The sequence below is a fragment of the Pseudomonas fluorescens genome, from assembly GCF_041354075.1.
In the GTDB taxonomy this organism is placed as follows: Bacteria; Pseudomonadota; Gammaproteobacteria; order Pseudomonadales; family Pseudomonadaceae; genus Aquipseudomonas; species Aquipseudomonas fluorescens_CE.
The window spans coordinates 13145-33487 of record NZ_JARZGC010000016.1 but is presented as its reverse complement, the minus strand read 5'-3'; the positions used below and the strand labels follow the sequence as shown (position 1 = coordinate 33487).

The following is a 20343-nucleotide window of genomic DNA, read 5'->3' as shown; positions in this document are numbered from 1 at the left end:
CCAGCGTTCTGTCATTCGGGGGCATCAGAGGGTGTAGGCACAATGCCCGTATTCCTGGCGCTGAAGGAAAAATCTGCTAACAATGCTCACGGTGCGTATAACGGCAGCTACGCCATAATGCGCGCCGAGATCAAAGGAGCATCCAATGAGCAGCACTGCAAACATTGCTGAAGGCGAAAAAATTCTTATCGTTGACGACGATCCGGGGCTCAGCAGCCTGCTGGAGCGCTTTTTCGTCAGCAAGGGCTACCGCGCCCGCGCCGTCCCGAACACTGAGCAAATGGACCGCCTGCTGGCGCGCGAGGTGTTCAACCTGGTCGTCCTCGACCTGATGCTGCCCGGCGAAGACGGTCTGACCGCCTGCCGCCGCCTGCGCGGCGCGAACAATCAGATTCCGATCATCATGCTCACCGCCAAGGGCGACGAGCTGAGCCGTATCAAGGGCCTGGAGCTGGGTGCCGACGATTACCTGGCCAAGCCGTTCAACCCCGATGAGCTGATGGCTCGCGTCAAGGCGGTTCTGCGCCGTCAATCGGCCCCGGTCCCGGGCGCGCCGGGCAGCGAAGAGGAAAGCGTGACCTTCGGCGACTACGAATTGTCCCTGGCCACCCGCGAGCTCAAGCGCGGTGCCGAAGTGCACATGCTCACCACCGGCGAGTTTGCGGTGCTCAAGGCACTGGTCATGAACGCCCGTCAGCCACTGACCCGTGACAAGCTGATGAACCTGGCCCGTGGCCGTGAGTGGGATGCGCTGGAGCGTTCCATCGACGTGCAGATCTCTCGCCTGCGCCGGATGATCGAACCTGATCCGTCCAAGCCGCGTTACATCCAGACCGTCTGGGGTGTGGGTTACGTGTTCGTACCGGATGGCGCCGCCACCAAGTGATCGGCGATTTGTAGGAGCGGGTGCTGCGGATGAAGTTGTCCGCAGACTCGCAATCCGCAATATGCGAGCATCGCTCGCTCCTGCAAGTGTGTAGCGGTTATCCATGAAGACCCCCGTGTGGTTCCCCCAGAGTTTCTTCTCCCGCACCCTGTGGCTGGTGCTGATCGTCGTCCTGTTTTCGAAAGCACTGACGCTGGTTTATCTGTTGATGAACGAGGACGTGCTGGTGGATCGCCAATACAGCCACGGCGTCGCCCTGACGCTGCGAGCCTATTGGGCTGCCGATGAAAACAACCGTGACAAGATTGCCGAGGCCGCGACCCTGATCCGGGTGGTGGGTGCCGGCGTGCCCGAAGGCGAGCAGCACTGGCCTTACAGCGAGATCTATCAGCGCCAGATGCAGGCCGAACTGGGCGCCGACACCGAAGTGCGCTTGCGCATGCACTCGCCGCCGGCCTTGTGGGTCCGGGCGCCGAGCCTGGGCGACGGCTGGCTGAAAGTGCCGCTGTACCCGCATCCGCTGCGCGGCCAGAAAATCTGGAACGTGCTCGGCTGGTTCCTTGCCATCGGCCTGTTGTCCACGGCATCGGCCTGGATCTTCGTCAGCCAGCTCAACCAGCCCCTCAAGCGTCTGGTCTATGCCGCCCGGCAACTGGGCCAGGGTCGCAGCGTGCGCCTGCCGATCAGCGACACCCCCAGTGAGATGACCGAGGTGTATCGCGCCTTCAACCAGATGGCCGAAGACGTCGAGCAGGCGGGCCGCGAGCGGGAGCTGATGCTCGCGGGTGTCTCCCACGATTTGCGGACACCGCTGACGCGCTTGCGCTTGTCGCTGGAACTGATGGGTGATCGCAACGACCTGACGGACGACATGGTGCGCGACATCGAGGACATGGACGCGATTCTCGACCAGTTCCTGGCCTTCATTCGTGACGGTCGTGACGAGTCGGTGGAAGAGGTCGACCTGACCGACCTGGTGCGTGAAGTCGCGGCGCCGTACAACCAGAATGAAGAAAAGGTCAGGCTGCGCCTGGAACCGATCCAGCCGTTTCCATTGCGGCGGGTGTCAATGAAGCGCCTGCTGAACAACCTGATCGGCAATGCGCTGCATCACGCCGGCAGCGGTGTGGAGGTGGCGGCGCATGTGTCCGGGGATGTGAATGCGCCTTACGTGGTGCTGAGCGTGATGGACCGGGGGGCGGGGATCGACCCGTCGGAGCTGGAGGCGATCTTCAACCCGTTCACCCGGGGTGATCGCGCCCGAGGCGGCAAAGGCACCGGCCTGGGGCTGGCCATCGTGAAGCGGATCGCTTCGATGCATGGCGGCAATGTCGAACTGCGCAACCGCGACGGCGGTGGGCTGGAAGCGCGGGTGCGGTTGCCGCTGGGGTTGCTGTTGCCAAGGGATGCAGTTTGAGGGCAGCGGCAGGCTACGAGCTTCAAGCTGCGACAGCAGCCAAAGCAGATGCTGCTTTGGCTTTTTACTTGTCGCCAAGCCGCTGCTCTTAGCCCTTGCCTTTGGTCCGAGTCATATTCGGCCCGCCATTCTTCTCGAGGTGTTCGATGATGATCCCCGCCACGTTCTTCCCTGTGGTGGTTTCGATGCCTTCCAGTCCCGGTGACGAGTTCACTTCCATCACCAGCGGCCCGTGATTGGATCGCAGGATATCCACCCCCGCCACCGTCAGCCCCATGACTTTCGCCGCGCGCAACGCGGTCATGCGTTCCTCCGGCGTGATCTTGATCAGGCTGGCGCTGCCACCCCGATGCAGGTTGGAGCGGAACTCCCCGGGTTTGGCCTGACGCTTCATCGCCGCGATCACCTTGTCGCCGACCACGAAGCAGCGAATGTCTGCACCGCCGGCCTCCTTGATGTACTCCTGGACCATGATGTTCTGCTTGAGGCCCATGAATGCCTCGATCACCGATTCCGCCGCCGTCGCGGTTTCGCACAGCACCACGCCGATGCCCTGGGTGCCTTCGAGCACCTTGATCACCAACGGCGCGCCGTTGACCATGGCGATCAGGTCGGGAATGTCATCCGGGGAGTGCGCAAACCCGGTCACCGGCAGGCCGATACCACGACGCGAGAGCAATTGCAGCGAACGCAGTTTGTCCCGCGAGCGGGCGATGGCCACCGACTCGTTGAGCGGAAACACCCCCATCATTTCGAATTGGCGCAACACGGCGCAGCCGTAAAAGGTTACCGAAGCACCGATCCGCGGGATCACGGCGTCAAAGCCCTCCAGCGGCTTGCCCCGGTAGTGGATCTGCGGCTTGTGACTGGCAATGTTCATGTAGGCGCGCAGGGTGTCGATCACCACCATTTCATGGCCACGCTCGGTACCGGCTTCGACCAGACGACGAGTGGAATACAGACGCGGGTTCCGCGACAGCACAGCGATCTTCATGCAACACCTGTGGAGGAGGTAGATACCGGGAACACCGGCTTGTCTTGTACATATTTGACGCCCGGACTGACGACCAGCTGGCCGTCGATCAAGGCCTTGGAGCCCAGGAGCAGGCGATAACGCATGGATTTGCGGCAGGCGAGGGTGAACTCGACCTGCCAGACCCGGTCGCCCAGGGCCAGGGTAGTGCTGACCACGTAGCGCTTCTGCGCCTGGCCGTTGGAGCTCTTGATGGACTTCATCGTCACCAGCGGGGCCTCGCAGCGTCGGTGACGCAGTTGCACCACCGTGCCCAGGTGCGCGGTGAAGCGCACCCAGCTTTTGCCATCGCGCTCGAACGGTTCGATGTCAGTGGCATGCAGGCTGGAGGTGCTGGCACCGGTGTCGATTTTCGCCCGCAGGCCCGCGACTCCCAGATCCGGGAGCGCCACCCACTCGCGCAGACCGACGACGGTCAAATGGTCAAATGTCTTCAATGGGAAAAGCCGCTGTTTAACGTGCCCAGGCTTCAGGCGATACCTGAGCCATTGCGTTGAATGCAGGCTTGGCGAACCAGTAACCCTGCATCAGGAAAACCCCGCAGTCCGCCAGGAAATCACGTTCACCGGCGCTTTCGATACCTTCTGCGATGACTGTAACGTCCAACTCCGCACAGATTGTGACAATCCCCCGCACGATGACCTGACGGACACGATCGCGGTCGACATCGCGGATCAGCGCCATGTCGAGTTTGATCAGGTCCGGTTGGAAATCCGCTAACAGATTGAGCCCCGAGTGGCCGGCACCGAAATCGTCGATGGCGGTCTTGAAGCCGAATTCGCGGTATTCACGCAGAATATTAGTCAAATGGCGATAGTTATCTACCTGCTGGCTTTCAAGGGTTTCAAAAATCAGCCGCTCGATGGGGAAACCGTGTTTTTGCGCGGCCTCCAACGTGCTGCGAATACACAGTTCCGGACGGTACACGGCGTTGGGCATGAAGTTGATCGACAAGTGTGTCTGCATATTTAAGCGGGCTGCCCCCTCGATCGCGCGGGTCCGGCACAACTGATCGAAACGGTAGCGATTGGCATCGGTGATCTGTTCGAGCACCGTCATTGCGCCTTCGCCGGCGGGGCCGCGCACCAAGGCTTCATGGGCGAAAATCGACTGGTCCCTCAGGTCGACGATCGGCTGATAGGCAAAGGCAAAATCGAAGCTCAGCGGCTCGCTTTGCTGGCAGCCCTTGCAAGCGCCCTTCGGCGAAGTCAATGAAGATGGAAATTGGGTCACTCGATTCCTCCATGCCGCAATCGCGGCGAGGTCGACAGTCTATCTGGAGAGCCGAGTTCTTGCGCCCGACAGAAACGGTAGTACAGTTCCGACTATTCTCGGAAAGAGGAATTCAAGTGGCACAAAAAAACGAAGAGGACGACAAGGTTCGTCTCGATAAATGGTTGTGGGCCGCGCGTTTCTACAAGACCCGTGCGTTGGCCAAGGCGGCGATAGAAAGCGGCAAGGTGCATTGGCGAGGTGATCGCTGTAAACCGGGCAAGGAGCCGCGGGTGGGCGATGAGTTCGAGATTCGCACCGGATTCGATGAGCGCACGATTGTGGTTCAGGCCTTGTCGATCGTGCGTCGTGGTGCGCCCGAGGCGCAGGCACTGTACACCGAAACCGAAGCCAGCATCGCCAAGCGCGAAGCGGCAGCGGCCATGCGCAAGGCGGGTGCGCTGGGGGTCAGCACCGATGGCAAGCCGAGCAAGAAGCAGCGGCGGGACCTGTTCAAGTTTCGTGGGAACAGCGGCGAGGAGTAAGCCGCAGCTTCCTGGTCGTGCGCACTGACGTCATCGTCGAAATGCCGCCCGGAGCCGGCTCGCTCCCACGCAAGCGGTGCATTGCAGCGTGGGGGCGGGCTTGCTCGTGAACGAGTGCAGATTGATCAGGCGCTACGCACCACGCTCATCCGCGAGACCAGCGGCAGTTTCTCCAGCAACTCGAACACTGGCGCCGTGACCTTCAGGAAAAACCTCGATACGTGACAGGCAAACGGCGTGTAGTAACCCCAGCCCAGTGCCCATACCGCCATCAATACCCCGCCGATGTAATCGTCCTGGCCCCAATGCGCACCGGCTACCAGGCGGGGCATCATGAACAGCAGCGCCAGGGCCCAGATCGTCACGGTCTGCCAGGTCGTGCGGCTGAACAGGGTCATGAACAGCGCCCAGATCAGCAGCACCGAGGCATGATCGCCCGGAAAGCTCTGGGTCGAGCGGTCCTTCAATTCCCAGCGTGCCTCGAGTCCCGGGAAGTAGTCGCTCATCCGCACGGCGCTGTCGATCATCATCGACGGGCTGTTGTGTTGCCAGCCCATGTAGCCGGTCAGCTTGGAAAACAGCATGCGGATGAACAGCAACAGCAGCAGCACGGCGAAGAATCCGAAAAACGCCTGGCGCACCTCGCCGGTCTTGAACACCCAACCGCCCTTGATCAACAGGCTCAGCAGAATCACTCCGACCACTGCGTCGAAAGGTCGCAGACTTGCAATTGCCCACACGTGGAGCCATATCGGGTGAGTGGCCAGTGGCGAGTTGAGCAGGTGAAACAGCCACTCGTCGAAAAGCACACACAACATCTGCCCCGTAGGCCATAACCAGAAGGCCAGCAGTGCCACCGGCACCAGATTGCAGAACGCCAACCGGCGGAAGTTCCACCTTGCTTGGAACAAACCCGGATTGTTCATAAAATGCCTCCCTTGGCGGAACATCGCGCACCGACAGGGTGGCGCGGGGGCGCAATCTTCATGCTTTGTAATCATTTTGTCATCCATTCAGATACCCAGACCTATGACCGATCTTCCGGATACCGACTACACCCAACGCTTCATCTTTGATGACAGCGACACCCGCGGCGAGCTGGTTTCGTTGGAACGCAGCTACGCCGAAGTCCTCGCCAAGCACCCCTATCCGGATCCGGTCGCACAACTGCTCGGTGAATTGATGGCGGCCGCGTCGCTGCTGGTCGGTGCCTTGAAGTTCGATGGGCTGCTGATTCTCCAGGCCCGCTCCGACGGCCCGATTCCACTGCTGATGATCGAATGCTCCAGCGAGCGTGACATCCGGGGTCTGGCCCGTTACGAGGCCGACCAGATCGCCCCGGATGCGACGCTGGCCGACCTCATGCCTGGCGGCCATCTGACGCTGACCATCGATCCTCGCCAGGGCCAGCGCTACCAGGGCATCGTCGATCTCGATGGCGCGACCCTGTCCGAATGCTTCACCAACTACTTCGTCATGTCCCAGCAGGTTGGCACGCGATTCTGGCTGTACGCCGATGGCCGTCGCGCCCGTGGCCTGTTGCTGCAGCAACTGCCCGCCGACCGTCTGAAGGACGAAGAAGAGCGCGCGGCCAGCTGGCAGCACATCACCGCGTTGGCCAGCACCCTGACGGCGGATGAATTGCTCAGCCTGGACAACGAAACCGTGCTCCATCGCCTGTACCACGAAGAGCAGGTGCGCCTGTTCGATGCGCAACGCCTGCGCTTCCGTTGCAGCTGCTCGCGCGAACGTTCGGCCAATGCGCTGGTCAGTCTGGGTCAGGAAGATGCCCAGAGCCTGGTGGTCGAACACGGTGGCAACATCGAGGTCGACTGCCAGTTCTGCAACCAGCGTTACCTGTTCGATGCCGCCGATATCGCTCAATTATTCGCCGGTGCGGGTGTCGAGACACCGTCAGATACCCGTCACTAAAACGGTTCAGCGCAGGTAAATTCACTGGTTTGTGCCGGAATAACGCCGTTACGACGGGAGGGCCCTACTTTTTTTGGGCTTTTCTGGCATAATCCGGCCCACTTTTTTCGCGGTAGTAGTGCACGACTTTCTACTACAACACGTTTGGAGCACTCGGCCACTGGCCGACGGGGAACCTCATGACGCAAGCCAATAACGCCGTGTACACCGATCTGAGTGTCGATGATCTGGTTAAAGAAGCCCTGAATCGCGGTGAAGGCGAGCTTGCCGATACCGGCGCGCTGGTGGTTCGCACCGGTCACCGTACCGGCCGCTCGCCAGTCGACCGTTTCATCGTTGAAGAGCCGACCACCCAGGACGCCATTGCCTGGGGCCCGATCAACCGCAAGTTCCCGGCCGACAAGTTCGATGCCCTGTGGGCTCGTGTCGAGGCGTTCAACAACGCGCAAGAGCATTTCGTTTCCCACGTCCATGTAGGCGCAGCGGAAGATCACTACCTCGCCGTGAAGATGACCACCCAGACTGCCTGGCAGAACCTGTTCGGTCGTTGCCTGTTCATCAACCCGGCTCAGTACAACCCAGCGGGTCGTGAAGAGTGGCAGGTACTCAACGTGGCCAACTTCGAGTGCGTGCCTGAGCGTGACGGCACCAACTCCGACGGCTGCGTGATCCTCAACTTCGCACAGAAAAAAGTGCTGATCGCCGGCATGCGTTACGCCGGTGAGATGAAAAAAGCCATGTTCTCGGTGCAGAACTTCCTGCTGCCGGCCGCCGATGTGCTGCCGATGCACTGCGCTGCCAACATCGGCGAAGCGGGCGACGTGACTCTGTTCTTCGGCCTGTCCGGCACCGGCAAGACCACCCTGTCCGCCGACGAAAGCCGTTACCTGATCGGTGACGACGAGCACGGTTGGGGCGAAGGCGTTGTCTTCAACATCGAAGGCGGCTGCTACGCCAAGTGCATCGACCTGTCCGAGAAAAACGAGCCGGTGATCTGGAAAGCCATCAAACATGGCGCCGTGCTGGAAAACGTCGTCATCGATGACGCCAAGCACGCCGACTACGCCGATGTCAGCCTTACCCAGAACAGCCGCGCCGCTTACCCGCTGGAGCACGTTGCCAAGCGTTCCGAGAAAAACCTCGGTGGCGAGCCAAACGCTGTGATCTTCCTGACCTGCGACCTGACCGGCGTACTGCCGCCCGTGTCGATCCTCAGCGAAGAGCAAGCGGCCTACCACTTCCTGTCCGGCTACACCGCTCTGGTGGGATCGACCGAAATGGGTTCCGGCGGCGGCATCAAGTCGACCTTCTCCACCTGCTTCGGCGCACCGTTCTTCCCGCGTCCGGCCGGCGAGTACGCAGAGTTGCTGATCAAGCGCATCCGTGGCTTCGGCTCCAAGGTCTACCTGGTCAACACTGGCTGGACCGGCGGCGGCTACGGCGTTGGCAAGCGCTTCAACATTCCGACCACTCGCGGTGTCATCGCTGCGATCCAGAGCGGCGCATTGGTCGGTGCTGCAACCGAACACCTGGACACCATCAACCTCGACGTGCCACTGGCCGTACCGGGTGTTGAAACCGGCCTGTTGAACCCACGCAACACCTGGGCCGACAAGGCTGCCTATGACGAAGCCGCCAAGGCACTGGCTGGCCTGTTCATCGAGAACTTCAAGAAGTTCGACGTGAGCGACGCGATCAAGGCTGCCGGTCCGACGTTGTAAGATCGGTTGGAATGAAAAGCCGCCCTTCGGGGCGGCTTTTTTGTGGGCGTCAGGTTTTCAGGTGCAGGACGAAGGCGCCCACGAGCACCAGCACGACGCCCAACATCGGTATCTTCCCCAGCCTTTCCTTGAAGAACACGTACCCCAGGATCGCCGCGATCCCGCCGGACAGCGTGCTGATCACGGTCACCACCGACACCGAGCCCGCCACCGCGCCCCAGGCGAACGCCGAGAACCCGCCGAGGTTCATCAGGCTGGCGCCGGTCAGCGTCAGGCAGTTTTTCAACGCGGGAACCTTCAGCCCGTCTTCAAGCCGCAGCACGATCACCACCAGCACGAACAAGCCGATCAGGTACACCAGCCAGAGCACCATCACCGGCCCCAGTGTCGGCAATACGAACTGGCCTTGCAGCCAGAAACTGCTGCCGTAGAAACACGCGGCCAACAGCGCGTAGGCAATCGAGCGACTGGATTGAGTGCTGTGCGGGATCTTCGAGTCAGCATGAATACTCGAGAGCACCACGCCCACCACGCACAGGGCGATGCACAGCAATTGCAGCAGGCTGATCTGCTCACCACTGGCCCAGGACAGCAACGTTGTCACCACGCCATAGGACGTGACCAGCGGTGCGACGATAGACGCCTTGCCCAGGGCAAACGCCTTGGACAGTGCCAACGCTCCGGACACTGTCAGCGCGGCGGCGAACACGCCGAACAACCAGACCTGCAGTGAGGCCGACATCGATTTGACAATGAACGCCGGAAACGCGACCAGCAGCAGGCTCATGATGCAAAAGCCCAGTGCCTGACCGAAGAACACCGCCCGTTTGACCCCCACGGCACGGGCATTCAAACCCACCAGGAAATCCGTACCGCCCCACAACACGGCGGCCAACAACCCCATCAATACGTCCAAACCCAATCCTTAGCGTTGTACGCGATGGCCGTCAGGGACTTCGATACCTCGGTGTCGCTGTCCTGCGCCTTGATTGGCCAGTAAAGCATGCCGATGGTCAACGGCAGGTTCTGTCCGCGACCGTGGCTTCCATCAGATGGTTATTGCGATAGCGCATTCAATACATGGACCGGATCATTGTGTATAGCTTTGAGCAGAGCTTTCGCCGGCCCTGTCGGTTCGCGACGTCCTTGCTCCCAGTTCCGGAGCGTACTTAATTGAACATCGATCAACGCTGCGAATCTGGCTTGCGTCAGCCCGTCAGTCCTTTGGGGAGTCGGGCAGTCTCGCCGGTGGCGATCCACTGTCAGCGGCAGAAAAACTCCATGGCGGGTGGCGGTGTTGCTGCCCTGGCGCCACCCGTTGCTCTCGCATCAGTTGACCATCGTCTCCAGGCGCGAGGCTGCTTCAAGGTCCATCAGGCCCCGACCATAGGCTTCGCTGTTGGCGTAGATGCCGGTGCGGTTCGCGGTCGCCAGCAAGCGTTCACGCACTTGCTGCGCGGTCAGCTCCGGATAGCGGCTATGAAGAGCGGCCAGTGCGCCGCTGACCATGGCAGTCGCCGCCGAAGTGCCAGCGGTATGAACGTATTTCCCGTCCTTGCCGGTGGTCAACAGCCCGTGTTCCGCTCCCCCGTCGCCACCCGGAACGGCGATGCACCACGCAGCGGCCACGCCGCAGTAATTGGATTTCGCGTTGATGGCGGTGCCGTCGGCTTTCAAGGCGACCACCGCGATCCAGCCCTTTTCCAGTTCAGGAAGGGCATGGGGCAGGCCGGGTTCGGCCAAAGCTTCCCGCTTGAGCTCATTGCCGGTGGGGAAAACGAATACCGCGCCATCCTCAACCAGCTCCCGGGCGACCTTCAGCGACTTCGGCATCACCGCGTTGTAACGCGCTTCGGTGATCTCGGTGGCCGGAATGGAGTTGGCCCACGAGTTGTTCAGGATGAAGGCGCCATGGTTGAAAGCGAATTGCCAGGACTCGGAAATTTCGCTGTCGTAGAACAAGGGCTCGTCCTTGTCGGCAAAACGGTAGGGGATGAGCTGTGCGTTGAACGCGACGCCGTGCATCCCCTGATCATCCTTGTTGGCGGCGATGATCCCGGCCATCTGGGTGCCGTGGCCGGTCACGTCACGGGTGCCCGGGCGTTTGTCGACGAAGTCATGGCCGGGCTCGTCGACTCTGCCCTTGAATTCCGACAGCGTCTGGTTGAGGCCCGAGTCGATCAACGCGACCGTCTTGCCCTGGCCGGTCCCGCCACGCGCGTAAAGGCTTGAAGCCTTGACCACGGCCAGGCCCTGCTGGCCCTTGTATTCGATCGTCTCGAACGGGGCGGTATCGAGCATGGGTTTGGCCGGGTTGGTCAGGCACCCGCTCAACAAGAACGGAGCGGTGAGCACGGTGGTGAATGCAAGCAGGTTAGGTTGGCGCATGATCGGTCCTTCACAAGGTTTGCTGCTGCGCTGCACAGTGTGCGCGGCCAGGTTTTCGGGAAGCTGAACCTTACCGGTGGAGCGGGCAGTCCCGTCATGGAGGCCAAGTGCCCTGTGTGTATCAACCTGTGGCGAAGGGGGAGCAAAGCGGACGCGGTATCATCGCGTTGCATTTTTTAACCCGGCCTTTTCTCGACCTGCTGCGTTTGCCGACTAGCCTTTGGGCTTCGCAGCGGTCAAAGGAGTGACAGCATATGCGCAACACCCTGGAACAGGTTTTCGGTTATCCACAGTTTCGTCCCGGCCAGGAAGCGGCGGTCAGCGCGGTACTCGACGGACGCTCGGCGGCGGCCATTTTCCCCACCGGCTCGGGCAAGTCGCTGTGTTACCAGTTGCCTGCCGTGCTCCTGCCGCACCTGACGCTGGTGGTTTCACCGCTGCTGGCGTTGATGCAGGACCAGCTGGCGTTCCTGCAACGCCATGGCATTGCGGCGGGCAGCATCGATTCGGCCCAGAGTCGCGAAGACGCGAGCGCCGTGATGGCCCGCGCCAGGTCGGGCGAATTGAAGATCCTGATGATCTCGGTGGAGCGCTTGAAGAACGAGCGCTTTCGCCACTTCCTGCAACAGGTGCCGATCTCGCTGCTGGTGGTGGACGAGGCTCACTGCATCTCGGAGTGGGGCCATAATTTCCGCCCTGACTACCTCAAGCTCCCCGACTACCAACGTCAGTTCAATATTCCTCAGGTGCTGCTGCTCACCGCCACGGCCACGCCCCAGGTGATCGCGGACATGCAGGCCAAATTCGCCATCGCGCCGGCTGACGTGGTGACCACCGGTTTCTACCGTCCCAACCTCAACTTGCTGGTGGAGCCGGTGCAGGGTGAGGACAAGCGCCGACGCCTGGTCGACTGGATGCGCGAACGGTCCGGCCAACCGAGCATCGTCTACGTCACCCAACAGAAAACCGCCGAGCAGGTTGCGCAGCTTCTGGATCGTAACGGCATCCAGGCCGAGGCTTATCACGCCGGGTTGCCCCATGAGCAGCGCGAGGCGATCCAGCAGCGCTTCATGACCGGGCAATCCGATTGCATTGTCGCGACCATCGCTTTCGGCATGGGCATCGACAAAAGCGACATCCGCAACGTCGTGCATTTCGACCTGCCCAAATCCATCGAAAACTACAGCCAGGAAATCGGCCGCGCCGGGCGTGACGGACAGCCATCGGACTGCCTGGTGCTGGCCAATCGCGACAGCCTCAACGTGCTGGAAAATTTCGTCTACGGCGATACGCCGGAACGGGAGGGCATTCGCTGTGTGCTCGACCAATTGCAGGACGCCGCGCCGCACGGGCAATGGGAGTTTCTGCTGGGGCCCCTGGCGGATCAGAGCAACATTCGCCTGTTACCGCTCAAGACCCTGCTGGTGCAGTTGGAGCTGCGGGGCATCATCGCGCCGCGTTATGCCTATTACGCCGAATATCGGTTCAAGTATCTGCTGGAACCTGAAGCGCTGTTGGCCCGGTTCGACGGTGAGCGCAGGGATTTCGTGGCGGCCATCATCCAGGCTTCGCCGCGCGCACGGACCTGGGCCACAGTGAACTTCGACGCGCTCTACGCGCAGTTTTCCGCCGAACGCAGCCGGGTGGTCAAGGCGCTGGATTATTTCCAGGAGCAGGGTTGGGTCGAGCTTGAGAGCAAGCAGATGACCGAGGTTTACAGCCTGTTGCAAACCCATGTCGACAGTCAGGCCCTGAGTGCCGAGCTGCACGCAGGTTTCACGCGGCACGAGCGTAGCGAGATCTCGCGGATTCACGCGATGCTGGAGTTGTTCGCCACCGAACGCTGCCTGGGCTATCGGCTGGCCGAATACTTCGGCGATGAAAACGCGCCGCAGCAGTGCGGGCATTGTTCGGTGTGCCTGGGGCAGGTGGCGCGTCTCCCTGAGCCGCCAGCGTTGCCAGCGCTTGTGGATAAGTCCTTTGAGGCGCTGTGCGGCGATTTTATCCACAGGCACCAGCAGCACACGGGGAGCGTGCCCTCTGCCGAGCGGGTGACGCGCTTCCTTTGCGGGATCAGCGTGCCGCTCTTTACCAAGCTCAAGGCGCGGTCGATTTCGGGGTTCGCGGCGCTGGAGGCGTATCCGTATGGCGATGTTCGAACCTGGGCGGAGGGCCATCTGGCGTGCTGAAACGGCCGTGGCAGACAGCGCATCCATCCGCTGAATGCCCGTCATCACAGGAATAAATTTCAAAAATGTACCTTGGCTCTCTATGGTGACGATGAGCCCCCTGTAGGAGCGAGCATGCTCGCGATGGAGGACCGGACACTGCGGGCATTCAGGATGCCCGCGTCATCGTTCACCCCCATCGCGAGCATGCTCGCTCCTACAAAAGGCAACACTCCACATCGAGAATAAAAAATGAGCCAGACGCCGTTCAACCTTCAGCGCGCCGCCGTCATCGGTGCGGGCACCATGGGCCGTGGCATTGTCATGTGCCTGGCCAACGCCGGCGTGCCGGTGCAGTGGGTCGACAACAATCCGCAGATGCTCGAGCAGGCACTGGCCGCCGTGGCCGAGACCGGTGCGCATAATGTACGCCAGGGGCGGATCGATCAGGCCGAGGCGGACGCGCGCATGGCCCGGATCGAAACCGCTGCCGATTACCTGGCCATCCGTAACGTCGATCTGGTGATCGAGGCGGTTTACGAGAATCTGGAACTCAAGCAGAAAATCTTCCGCGAGCTGGACGGCCTGCTCAAGCCCGAGGCCATCCTGGCGAGCAATACCTCGGCGCTGGACATCGATGCGATCGCCGCCGCCACGCGCCGCCCGCAACAGGTGCTGGGCCTGCACTTCTTCAGCCCGGCGCACATCATGAAGCTGCTGGAAGTCGTGCGCGGCGCACAGACCGCGCCGGCGGTGCTGGACGCTGCGCTGGCGCTGGGAAAACGCATGGGCAAGGTCAGTGTGGTGGCTGGCAATTGCGATGGCTTCATCGGCAACCGCATGCTCAATACCTACGTGCTTGAAGCGCGCAAGATGCTGCTGGAAGGCGCACTTCCCTATCAGGTCGATGCGGCGTTGCAGGGCTTCGGGTTTGCCATGGGGCCTTTTCGCATGTACGACGTGGTCGGGATCGACCTGGAGTGGCGTGCCAGGGAACTGGCCGGTGTCGGCCAGGATGCGCCGCAGGTCCAGGTGGATAACCGGTTGTGCGAAAGGGGGCGTTTCGGCCAGAAGAGCGGCAATGGCTATTACCACTACGAACCCGGCAGCCGTCAGGCCGAACACGATGTGGAGGTGGATGCGCTGGTGCTGGAAGTCAGCGAAGGGCTGGGGTATCAGCGTCGCGAGATCGGGCCCGAGGAGATCCTTGAGCGCTGCCTGCTGGCCCTGGTCAACGAAGGGGCGAAAATTCTTCAGGAAGGCATCGCGGCGTCTGCGCATGACATCGACCTGGTGTACCTCAACGGCTATGGTTTCCCGGCCGCCAAGGGCGGGCCCATGGCCTGGGCGGATCAGCAGGGGCTGGCGGACATTCATCAGCGGTTACTGGCCCTGGAAACCCGTCAGGGCGATCACTGGCAGCCGGCGCGGCTGATTGGCGAGCTGGCGGCGCAGAACAAAGGATTTGCCGACCACTGAGCCTTTCAGGGGCGAGCCCGCTCGCGATGAATACGACGCGGTATTACGCCTTACACTGACGTATCAGCCCAAGGAACCCATCACCGATGCCCCTACGCACCGAATACCCGCACTTGCAGCCCATCACCACCCGCTGGCACGATAACGACGCCTACGGCCACGTGAACAACGTCACTTACTACAGCTTCTTCGACACCGCCGTGAACACCTACCTGATCGAAGTCGGCGGCCTGGATATTCACGATGGCGAGGTCGTGGGTTTCGTCGTGAGTTCGGCCTGTGATTACTTCGCTTCCATCGCTTTCCCCGACCGCATCGAGATCGGCCTGCGCGTCGCCAAACTCGGTAACAGTTCGGTGCAGTACGAGTTGGCGGTGTTCAAGGCGGGAGAAGACGAAGCCTGCGCGGCGGGGCGGTTCGTGCATGTGTTCGTGGATCGGGCGTCGAACCAGCCCGTGGCGATTCCTGCCGGTTTGCGTGGTGCGCTGGAGCGGTTGGTGGTTTAACCGGCAAAAAAAAATCGCAGCCCTGAGGCTGCGATTGTTCGATCGACCGGTCAACGAGGCCGTCAAGCCTCAGTGGCGATAGTGATGCTTGTGCTTGCGGTGGCCGTAGGCATGGCCGCGCCCCGGATGGCCGTCACGGTAGTAGCGACGATCATCATGGCCACGGCGGTACGAGCGACGATCATCGTCTTCGTCGCTCTTGTTGCCCATGTAGTTACCCAGCGCGCCGCCGGCGCCACCGCCTGCGGCAGAGCCGATCAGGCTGCCGGTGCTGCCGCCCAGGCTGCGACCGACCACGTTACCGCCAGCAGCGCCCAACGCACCGCCAATGGCGGCTTCGCCACGGCTGCGTTTGTCTGCGCCGACTGCGCTACCACCCGCGCCGCCGAGGGCTGCGCCAATGGTTGAACCTGTATTGCCGCCCAACGACTGACCGACGACCGAGCCTAGAACCCCGCCCAATGCGCCGCCCACACCTGCTTCGGTGGTGCCGCCGGCAGAGGCAATGCCACTGACCAGGCCAAGGGACAACAAGAGAATCGAGGAAAACTTCATGGAGGAACCTCAAGGGGATGACGCCGCGATCCTGAGGCCCTGTCAGGGGCGTGACAATCGAAATCCGACGAGTAACACGACTTCGGCACATTTCTATAAGTTACTGTTTTTTAGACGGAACTTAATGTTTTTTCGCCGGTCTTTAGCTACTTCGGATGGGCCGTTTTTGTGAAAAAACGGCCTTTTTTGTGGGCGCCTGAAAAGTGCCTGGCCCGAAAGATTCGTCGGTCTTGCCAATGCAAATCGCGAGCGGGCTCGCGCCACAGGTTGAGTGCATGACCAGCCTGTGGGCGCGAGCCCGCTCGCGATGGGTTCAGTGAAACCGTCGGGCCTTTTACGCCGACCTGGCCATGATCAACCCATTATCACTCGCCGCTTCCAACCGAATCGCGACGAACTTCGAGGTCGGCGTATGGCTGCCGTCTCCGATGCTCTCCAGCGGTACCAGCGGGTTCACTTCCGGATAGTACGCCGCCGCCTGCCCGGCCGGGATATCGAAGGCCAGCAGCGTGAAGCCCTTCACCCGACGCTCGCGGCCGTCGTCCCAGAGCGAGACGATGTCGGCTTTCTGGCCCGGTTTGAAGCCCAGGCGAATGATGTCCGCCTCGTTGGCGAACAACACGTCACGCTGACCTTTGACGCCACGATAACGGTCGTCGAGACCATAGATGGTGGTGTTGTACTGATCGTGCGAGCGCATCGACTGCATGATCAGGTCCGGCAATACACCAGTGGCACGAGTGCGCTCGTGCACCAGGTCCTTGGGCAGTACGTTGGCGCGGAAGTTGGCCCGCCCGGACGTGGTGTTCCACTTGCGCGCGCCGGCCGTGTTGCCGAGGTAGAAACCGCCCTTGTTCTTGATCTTCTCGTTGAAGTCCTTGAAGTTCGGCAGGGTATCGGCAATCAGGTCACGGATGCGGCTGTAGTCGGCCACCAGCCAGTGCCAGTCCACCGGATGGCTGCCCAGCGTGGCGGCGGCGATGCCGGCCAGAATCGCCGGTTCCGAACGCATCTGGTTCGACAGCGGCTGCAATTGGCCATTGGAGGCATGGACCATGCTGAACGAGTCTTCCACGGTCACCGCTTGCGGGCCTTCGGTCTGGATATCGATGTCGGTACGGCCCAGGCACGGCAGGATCAGCGCGTCCTTGCCGTGGGCCAGGTGGCTGCGGTTGAGCTTGGTGCTGATCTGCACGGTCAGGTCGCAGTTGGTCAGCGCCTTGAAAGTACGCGGGCTGTCCGGGGTGGCCTGGGCGAAGTTGCCGCCCAGGCCGATGAAGACCTTGGCCCGGCCTTCGGCCATGGCGTGAATCGCCTCGACCACGTTGTGGCCGTTCTCGCGGGGCACCTTGAACTGGAAGCGACGCTCCAGAGCGTCGAGGAACGCCACCGGTGGGCGTTCGTTGATGCCCATGGTGCGGTCGCCCTGCACGTTGCTGTGGCCACGCACCGGGCACAGGCCGGCGCCCGGCTTGCCGATGTTGCCGCGCAGCAGCATCAGGTTGGCGATTTCCTGGATGGTCGGCACCGAGTGGCGGTGCTGGGTAATGCCCATCGCCCAGCACATGATGACGTTCTTGCCCTTGAGGTACATGCGCGCCGCTTGTTCGATCTCGACCAGGGTCAGGCCCGATTGCTCGACGATCTGCTCCCACGAGGTGTCGTCGATGACGGCCAGGTAATCCAGCACATTGACGCTGTGCTCGTTGAGGAAGTCGTGGTCGAACACCGCCGGCGCGCCAGCCTTCTGCGCATCGCGTTCCCATTGCAGGAGGAACTTGGCCATGCCGCGCATCACCGCCATGTCGCCGCCCAGTGCCGGACGGAAGTACGCGGTGTTGGTCGGCTTGTCGCCGTTGGTGAGCATTTCGATCGGCTTCTGCGGATTCTGGAAACGTTCCAGACCGCGCTCCTTGAGCGGGTTGATGCACACCACTTGCGCACCGCGCTTCACCGCTTCACGCAGCGGCTCGAGCATCCGTGGGTGGTTGGTGCCGGGGTTCTGGCCCCAGACGAAAATCGCATCGGCGTGTTCGAAGTCATCGTAGGTCACGGTGCCTTTGCCGACGCCAACGCTCTGCGACAGCGCGACGCCGCTGGCTTCGTGGCACATGTTCGAGCAGTCGGGGAAATTGTTGGTGCCATAGGCGCGCACGAACAATTGATAGAGGAACGCCGCTTCGTTGCTGGCCCGACCCGAGGTGTAGAACTCGGCTTGATCCGGGCTCGACAGGCCACGCAGGTGCTTGGCGATCAGGGCGAACGCATCGTCCCAGCTGATGGGCTGGTAGCGGTCGGTTTCAGCGTTGTAGCTCATCGGCTCGGTGATACGGCCCTGGTATTCGAGCCAGTAGTCGCTCTGTTCCAGCAACGAGGTGACGCTGTGCTTGGCGAAGAACTTGCTGTCGACGCGGCGCTTGGTCGCTTCCCAGTTCACCGCCTTGGCGCCGTTCTCGCAGAACATCACCATGCCGCCTTCCAGCGAATCGCCCCAGGCACAACCCGGGCAGTCGAAGCCGCCGTTCTTGTTGGTCTTGAGCATCATGCGCAGGTTTTTCAGCGCGTTGTCGCTGGTCAACCAGGCCTGGGCGACGCTGATCAGCGCACCCCAGCCACCGGCCGGGCCTTTGTAGGGTTTGTAACGGGGAACGGGGGTCTGATCGGCTTGACGGTGTTGACTCACGCTTGATTCTCCAACGCCGGGCTGTAGACCCGTGGGGCGTTCTTCTGTGGCAAATGAATGAGATTGAGGTTGTGGCGGCGGGCCCATTGCACGGCAAGGCCGGTGGGCGATGACAGGCTGACCAGGGTCTGGATACCGGCGCGCAGGACTTTCTGGATCAGTTCCAGGCTGCAACGGCTGGTGACAATGGCCAGGCCGCCGGTGGTCGGGATCTTCTGGCGAACCAGCCCACCAATGAGCTTGTCGAGGGCGTTGTGTCGGCCAATGTCCTCGCGACCCAGGCGCAGCTCACCGCTGGCGTCCATGAACACCGCCGCATGTACGGCGCCGCTGTGCTGGCCCAGGGGCTGGAACGCACCGATGCGCTGGCGCAGGCCGTCGAGCCATTGCGCAGGGGGCAGCGGGGCGCCGGGCATGACCTTGAGGTCGGGCAGGGCCTGCTCGACCGCTTCCACGCCGCACAGGCCGCAGCCGCTGGTGCCGGCCAGTTGCCGACGCTGCTGCTTGAGGTTCCAGAACGCGCGGTTGGCAATGGTCACTTGCGCGTATTGCGCCGAACCCGAGCCGCTCAGTTGCAGGTCGTAGATGTCCGAGGGGTCTTCGATGATGCCGCTGCCGAGGCTGAAACCGACGATGAAATCTTCGAGGTCGGTCGGCGTCACCAGCATCACCGCCTGGCTGATGCCGTTGTAGGCAATCGCCAACGCGACTTCCTCAGCCAGTGCGGTGCTGGCGGATTCAGTGTGTTGCAGGTCGCTGTAGGTGTACGTCTGGCTGGCGGCGGGCGCGGGCGTTTCGAGAGCGGGCGCCGCGCAGGCAGTGCGCTTGGCGTTCATGGGGCATCACCAACGGTTTGGTCAGTGTTAAGCCTAAGCGCGACAATGTGTCGCGTCTAATTGCTATTACTGATCTACCGATAGATGACATCGATCAAGAGTCGCTTGGCGATTTCTGATACAGCGCAAAACAGGCTTCCGCCAAAACCGAGCGCGGGGCGCTACGACGCATGATCAACCCCAGCCGGCCAAGGGTCTGCGCGTTTTCGATCGGTTGCAGGCGCAGGTGATCGGTCAGGTTTTCCAGGCCGCCTTCAAGTGGCATGACCGCGCAGCACAATCCGCCGTGCACGGCTTGAAGCAGTTGATGCACGGCATCGGTCTGCAAAAGCGGTTGCGGAATCAGGCCACGGCTGTGGAAATTGTGGTCGATGGACTGGCGGAAATGCATGCCGCTGGTGAGCATGCCCAAGGGCAGTTCGATCAGCGACTCCCAGCTCAGCGGCGCCTCGCCGAAGTCGAAATAACGCTGGTCGTAGAGCAGGCCCATGTGGGTTTCGCTGAAGCTCAGGGAGTCGAAACGTTCGGCGTCCAGGCGTTCGAGGTAGGACACGCCGAGGTCCAGGCGATTGTTCGCCAGTTGCTCCAGGATCTGCTCGGAGCTCAAGGCCGACAGTTCGAAGCGCAGGTTCGGGTGTTCGCCGTGCAGGCGTTGCATCATCGGCAGCGGGTCGAAACTCGAGAGGGGCACCACGCCCAGGCGCAGCGTGCCGATCAGGTTGCCGCGACACGCTGCGGCCTCGGCCTGCAACCCGTCGCAGGCCGCCAGCACGGTGCGCGCCCAGGCCAGTACCCGTTCGCCCGGGGCGGTGAAACCCTCGAAGCGCTGGCCCCGGTTGACCAGCGGCAGTTCCAGCTCTTCCTCCAGGCTGCGCAGACGCATGGACAGGGTCGGCTGGGTGATGTGGCAGCGTGCGGCGGCCTGGCCGAAGTGCCGGGTTTCGTCGAGGGCGATGAGGAATTTCAGCTGCTTGATGTCCAT

Annotated in this window: 18 protein-coding genes and 1 pseudogene; 8 read left to right on the top strand and 11 right to left on the bottom strand. The window is 61.9% G+C overall.

Annotated features, from left to right (window positions below):
* The first annotated feature begins 145 nt into the window (after positions 1-145).
* Positions 146-886 (top strand): osmolarity response regulator transcription factor OmpR, encoded by a 741-nt coding sequence (ompR, locus tag QIW53_RS19190; RefSeq protein WP_201196372.1) that lies wholly within the window; start codon positions 146-148, stop codon positions 884-886.
* A 103-nt stretch (positions 887-989) separates the two neighbouring features.
* On the top strand, positions 990-2303 hold the full coding sequence (locus tag QIW53_RS19185; RefSeq protein WP_371051213.1) for an ATP-binding protein: 1314 nt from the start codon (positions 990-992) through the stop codon (positions 2301-2303).
* Between the two features lie 88 nt (positions 2304-2391).
* On the opposite strand, the gene rimK is transcribed toward QIW53_RS19185, so the two are convergent.
* From rimK to rimA, 3 genes are read right to left on the bottom strand one after another with little or no spacing between them, the layout of a single operon-like run.
* Positions 2392-3297: a 30S ribosomal protein S6--L-glutamate ligase gene (gene rimK, locus QIW53_RS19180; RefSeq protein ID WP_371051212.1), complete on the bottom strand. Its 906-nt coding sequence runs from the start codon at positions 3295-3297 to the stop codon at positions 2392-2394.
* A complete protein-coding gene (rimB, locus tag QIW53_RS19175; RefSeq protein WP_442439650.1) occupies positions 3294-3773 on the bottom strand; it encodes a retropepsin-like aspartic endopeptidase RimB in 480 nt (159 codons plus the stop codon). The genes rimK and rimB overlap by 4 nt, the downstream gene beginning before the upstream one ends.
* Positions 3774-3789: 16 nt before the next feature.
* Positions 3790-4569: a S6 modification regulatory phosphodiesterase RimA gene (gene rimA / locus QIW53_RS19170; protein WP_371051211.1), complete on the bottom strand. Its 780-nt coding sequence runs from the start codon at positions 4567-4569 to the stop codon at positions 3790-3792.
* A 116-nt stretch (positions 4570-4685) separates the two neighbouring features.
* Between rimA and QIW53_RS19165 the strand changes: the two genes are divergently transcribed.
* The gene (locus QIW53_RS19165) at positions 4686-5093 is read left to right on the top strand and encodes an RNA-binding S4 domain-containing protein (protein WP_371051210.1); all 408 of its coding nucleotides are present in this window, start codon (positions 4686-4688) and stop codon (positions 5091-5093) included.
* Positions 5094-5218: 125 nt separating this feature from the next.
* Here QIW53_RS19165 and QIW53_RS19160 read toward each other — a convergent pair whose 3' ends face one another.
* Positions 5219-6019, bottom strand: a complete 801-nt coding sequence (locus QIW53_RS19160; RefSeq protein WP_371051209.1) for a phosphatase PAP2 family protein — start codon at positions 6017-6019, stop codon at positions 5219-5221.
* A 103-nt stretch (positions 6020-6122) separates the two neighbouring features.
* Here QIW53_RS19160 and hslO point away from each other — a divergent pair, with 103 nt between their 5' ends.
* Both hslO and QIW53_RS19150 read left to right on the top strand, forming a co-directional pair.
* On the top strand, positions 6123-7025 hold the full coding sequence (gene hslO / locus QIW53_RS19155; RefSeq protein ID WP_371051208.1) for an Hsp33 family molecular chaperone HslO: 903 nt from the start codon (positions 6123-6125) through the stop codon (positions 7023-7025).
* A gap of 179 nt (positions 7026-7204) precedes the next feature.
* Positions 7205-8746 carry a phosphoenolpyruvate carboxykinase gene (locus QIW53_RS19150; RefSeq protein ID WP_371051207.1) on the top strand — a complete coding sequence of 514 codons (1542 nt, stop codon included), beginning with the start codon at positions 7205-7207 and terminating at the stop codon, positions 8744-8746.
* Between the two features lie 49 nt (positions 8747-8795).
* Here QIW53_RS19150 and QIW53_RS19145 read toward each other — a convergent pair whose 3' ends face one another.
* From QIW53_RS19145 to QIW53_RS19135, 3 genes and pseudogenes are all read right to left on the bottom strand, one after another.
* The gene (locus tag QIW53_RS19145; protein WP_371051297.1) at positions 8796-9650 is read right to left on the bottom strand and encodes an EamA family transporter; all 855 of its coding nucleotides are present in this window, start codon (positions 9648-9650) and stop codon (positions 8796-8798) included.
* A gap of 152 nt (positions 9651-9802) precedes the next feature.
* Positions 9803-9973, bottom strand: a pseudogene (locus tag QIW53_RS19140) (helix-turn-helix domain-containing protein); the annotation flags it as partial.
* 102 nt (positions 9974-10075) lie between these two features.
* Positions 10076-11134 (bottom strand): S8 family peptidase, encoded by a 1059-nt coding sequence (locus tag QIW53_RS19135; protein ID WP_371051206.1) that lies wholly within the window; start codon positions 11132-11134, stop codon positions 10076-10078.
* A gap of 254 nt (positions 11135-11388) precedes the next feature.
* On the opposite strand from QIW53_RS19135, the gene QIW53_RS19130 reads away from it, so the two are divergent.
* The 3 genes from QIW53_RS19130 (at position 11389) to QIW53_RS19120 (ending at position 15287) form a co-directional block, all read left to right on the top strand.
* The gene (locus QIW53_RS19130; protein WP_371051205.1) at positions 11389-13323 is read left to right on the top strand and encodes a RecQ family ATP-dependent DNA helicase; all 1935 of its coding nucleotides are present in this window, start codon (positions 11389-11391) and stop codon (positions 13321-13323) included.
* Between the two features lie 231 nt (positions 13324-13554).
* The gene (locus tag QIW53_RS19125) at positions 13555-14781 is read left to right on the top strand and encodes a 3-hydroxyacyl-CoA dehydrogenase (protein ID WP_371051204.1); all 1227 of its coding nucleotides are present in this window, start codon (positions 13555-13557) and stop codon (positions 14779-14781) included.
* Positions 14782-14867: 86 nt separating this feature from the next.
* Complete coding sequence (locus tag QIW53_RS19120; RefSeq protein WP_371051203.1) at positions 14868-15287, top strand: acyl-CoA thioesterase; 420 nt, start codon at positions 14868-14870, stop codon at positions 15285-15287.
* A gap of 69 nt (positions 15288-15356) precedes the next feature.
* Here the strand turns inward: QIW53_RS19120 and QIW53_RS19115 are convergent, their stop codons facing one another.
* From QIW53_RS19115 to QIW53_RS19100, 4 genes are all read right to left on the bottom strand, one after another.
* Positions 15357-15842, bottom strand: a complete 486-nt coding sequence (locus tag QIW53_RS19115) for a glycine zipper domain-containing protein (protein WP_371051202.1) — start codon at positions 15840-15842, stop codon at positions 15357-15359.
* A gap of 334 nt (positions 15843-16176) precedes the next feature.
* Positions 16177-18525 (bottom strand): FdhF/YdeP family oxidoreductase, encoded by a 2349-nt coding sequence (locus QIW53_RS19110; protein WP_371051201.1) that lies wholly within the window; start codon positions 18523-18525, stop codon positions 16177-16179.
* On the bottom strand, positions 18522-19361 hold the full coding sequence (gene fdhD, locus QIW53_RS19105) for a formate dehydrogenase accessory sulfurtransferase FdhD (RefSeq protein ID WP_371051200.1): 840 nt from the start codon (positions 19359-19361) through the stop codon (positions 18522-18524). Before fdhD ends, QIW53_RS19110 begins: the two co-directional genes overlap by 4 nt.
* A 94-nt stretch (positions 19362-19455) precedes the next feature.
* Positions 19456-20343: a LysR family transcriptional regulator gene (locus QIW53_RS19100; RefSeq protein WP_371051199.1), complete on the bottom strand. Its 888-nt coding sequence runs from the start codon at positions 20341-20343 to the stop codon at positions 19456-19458.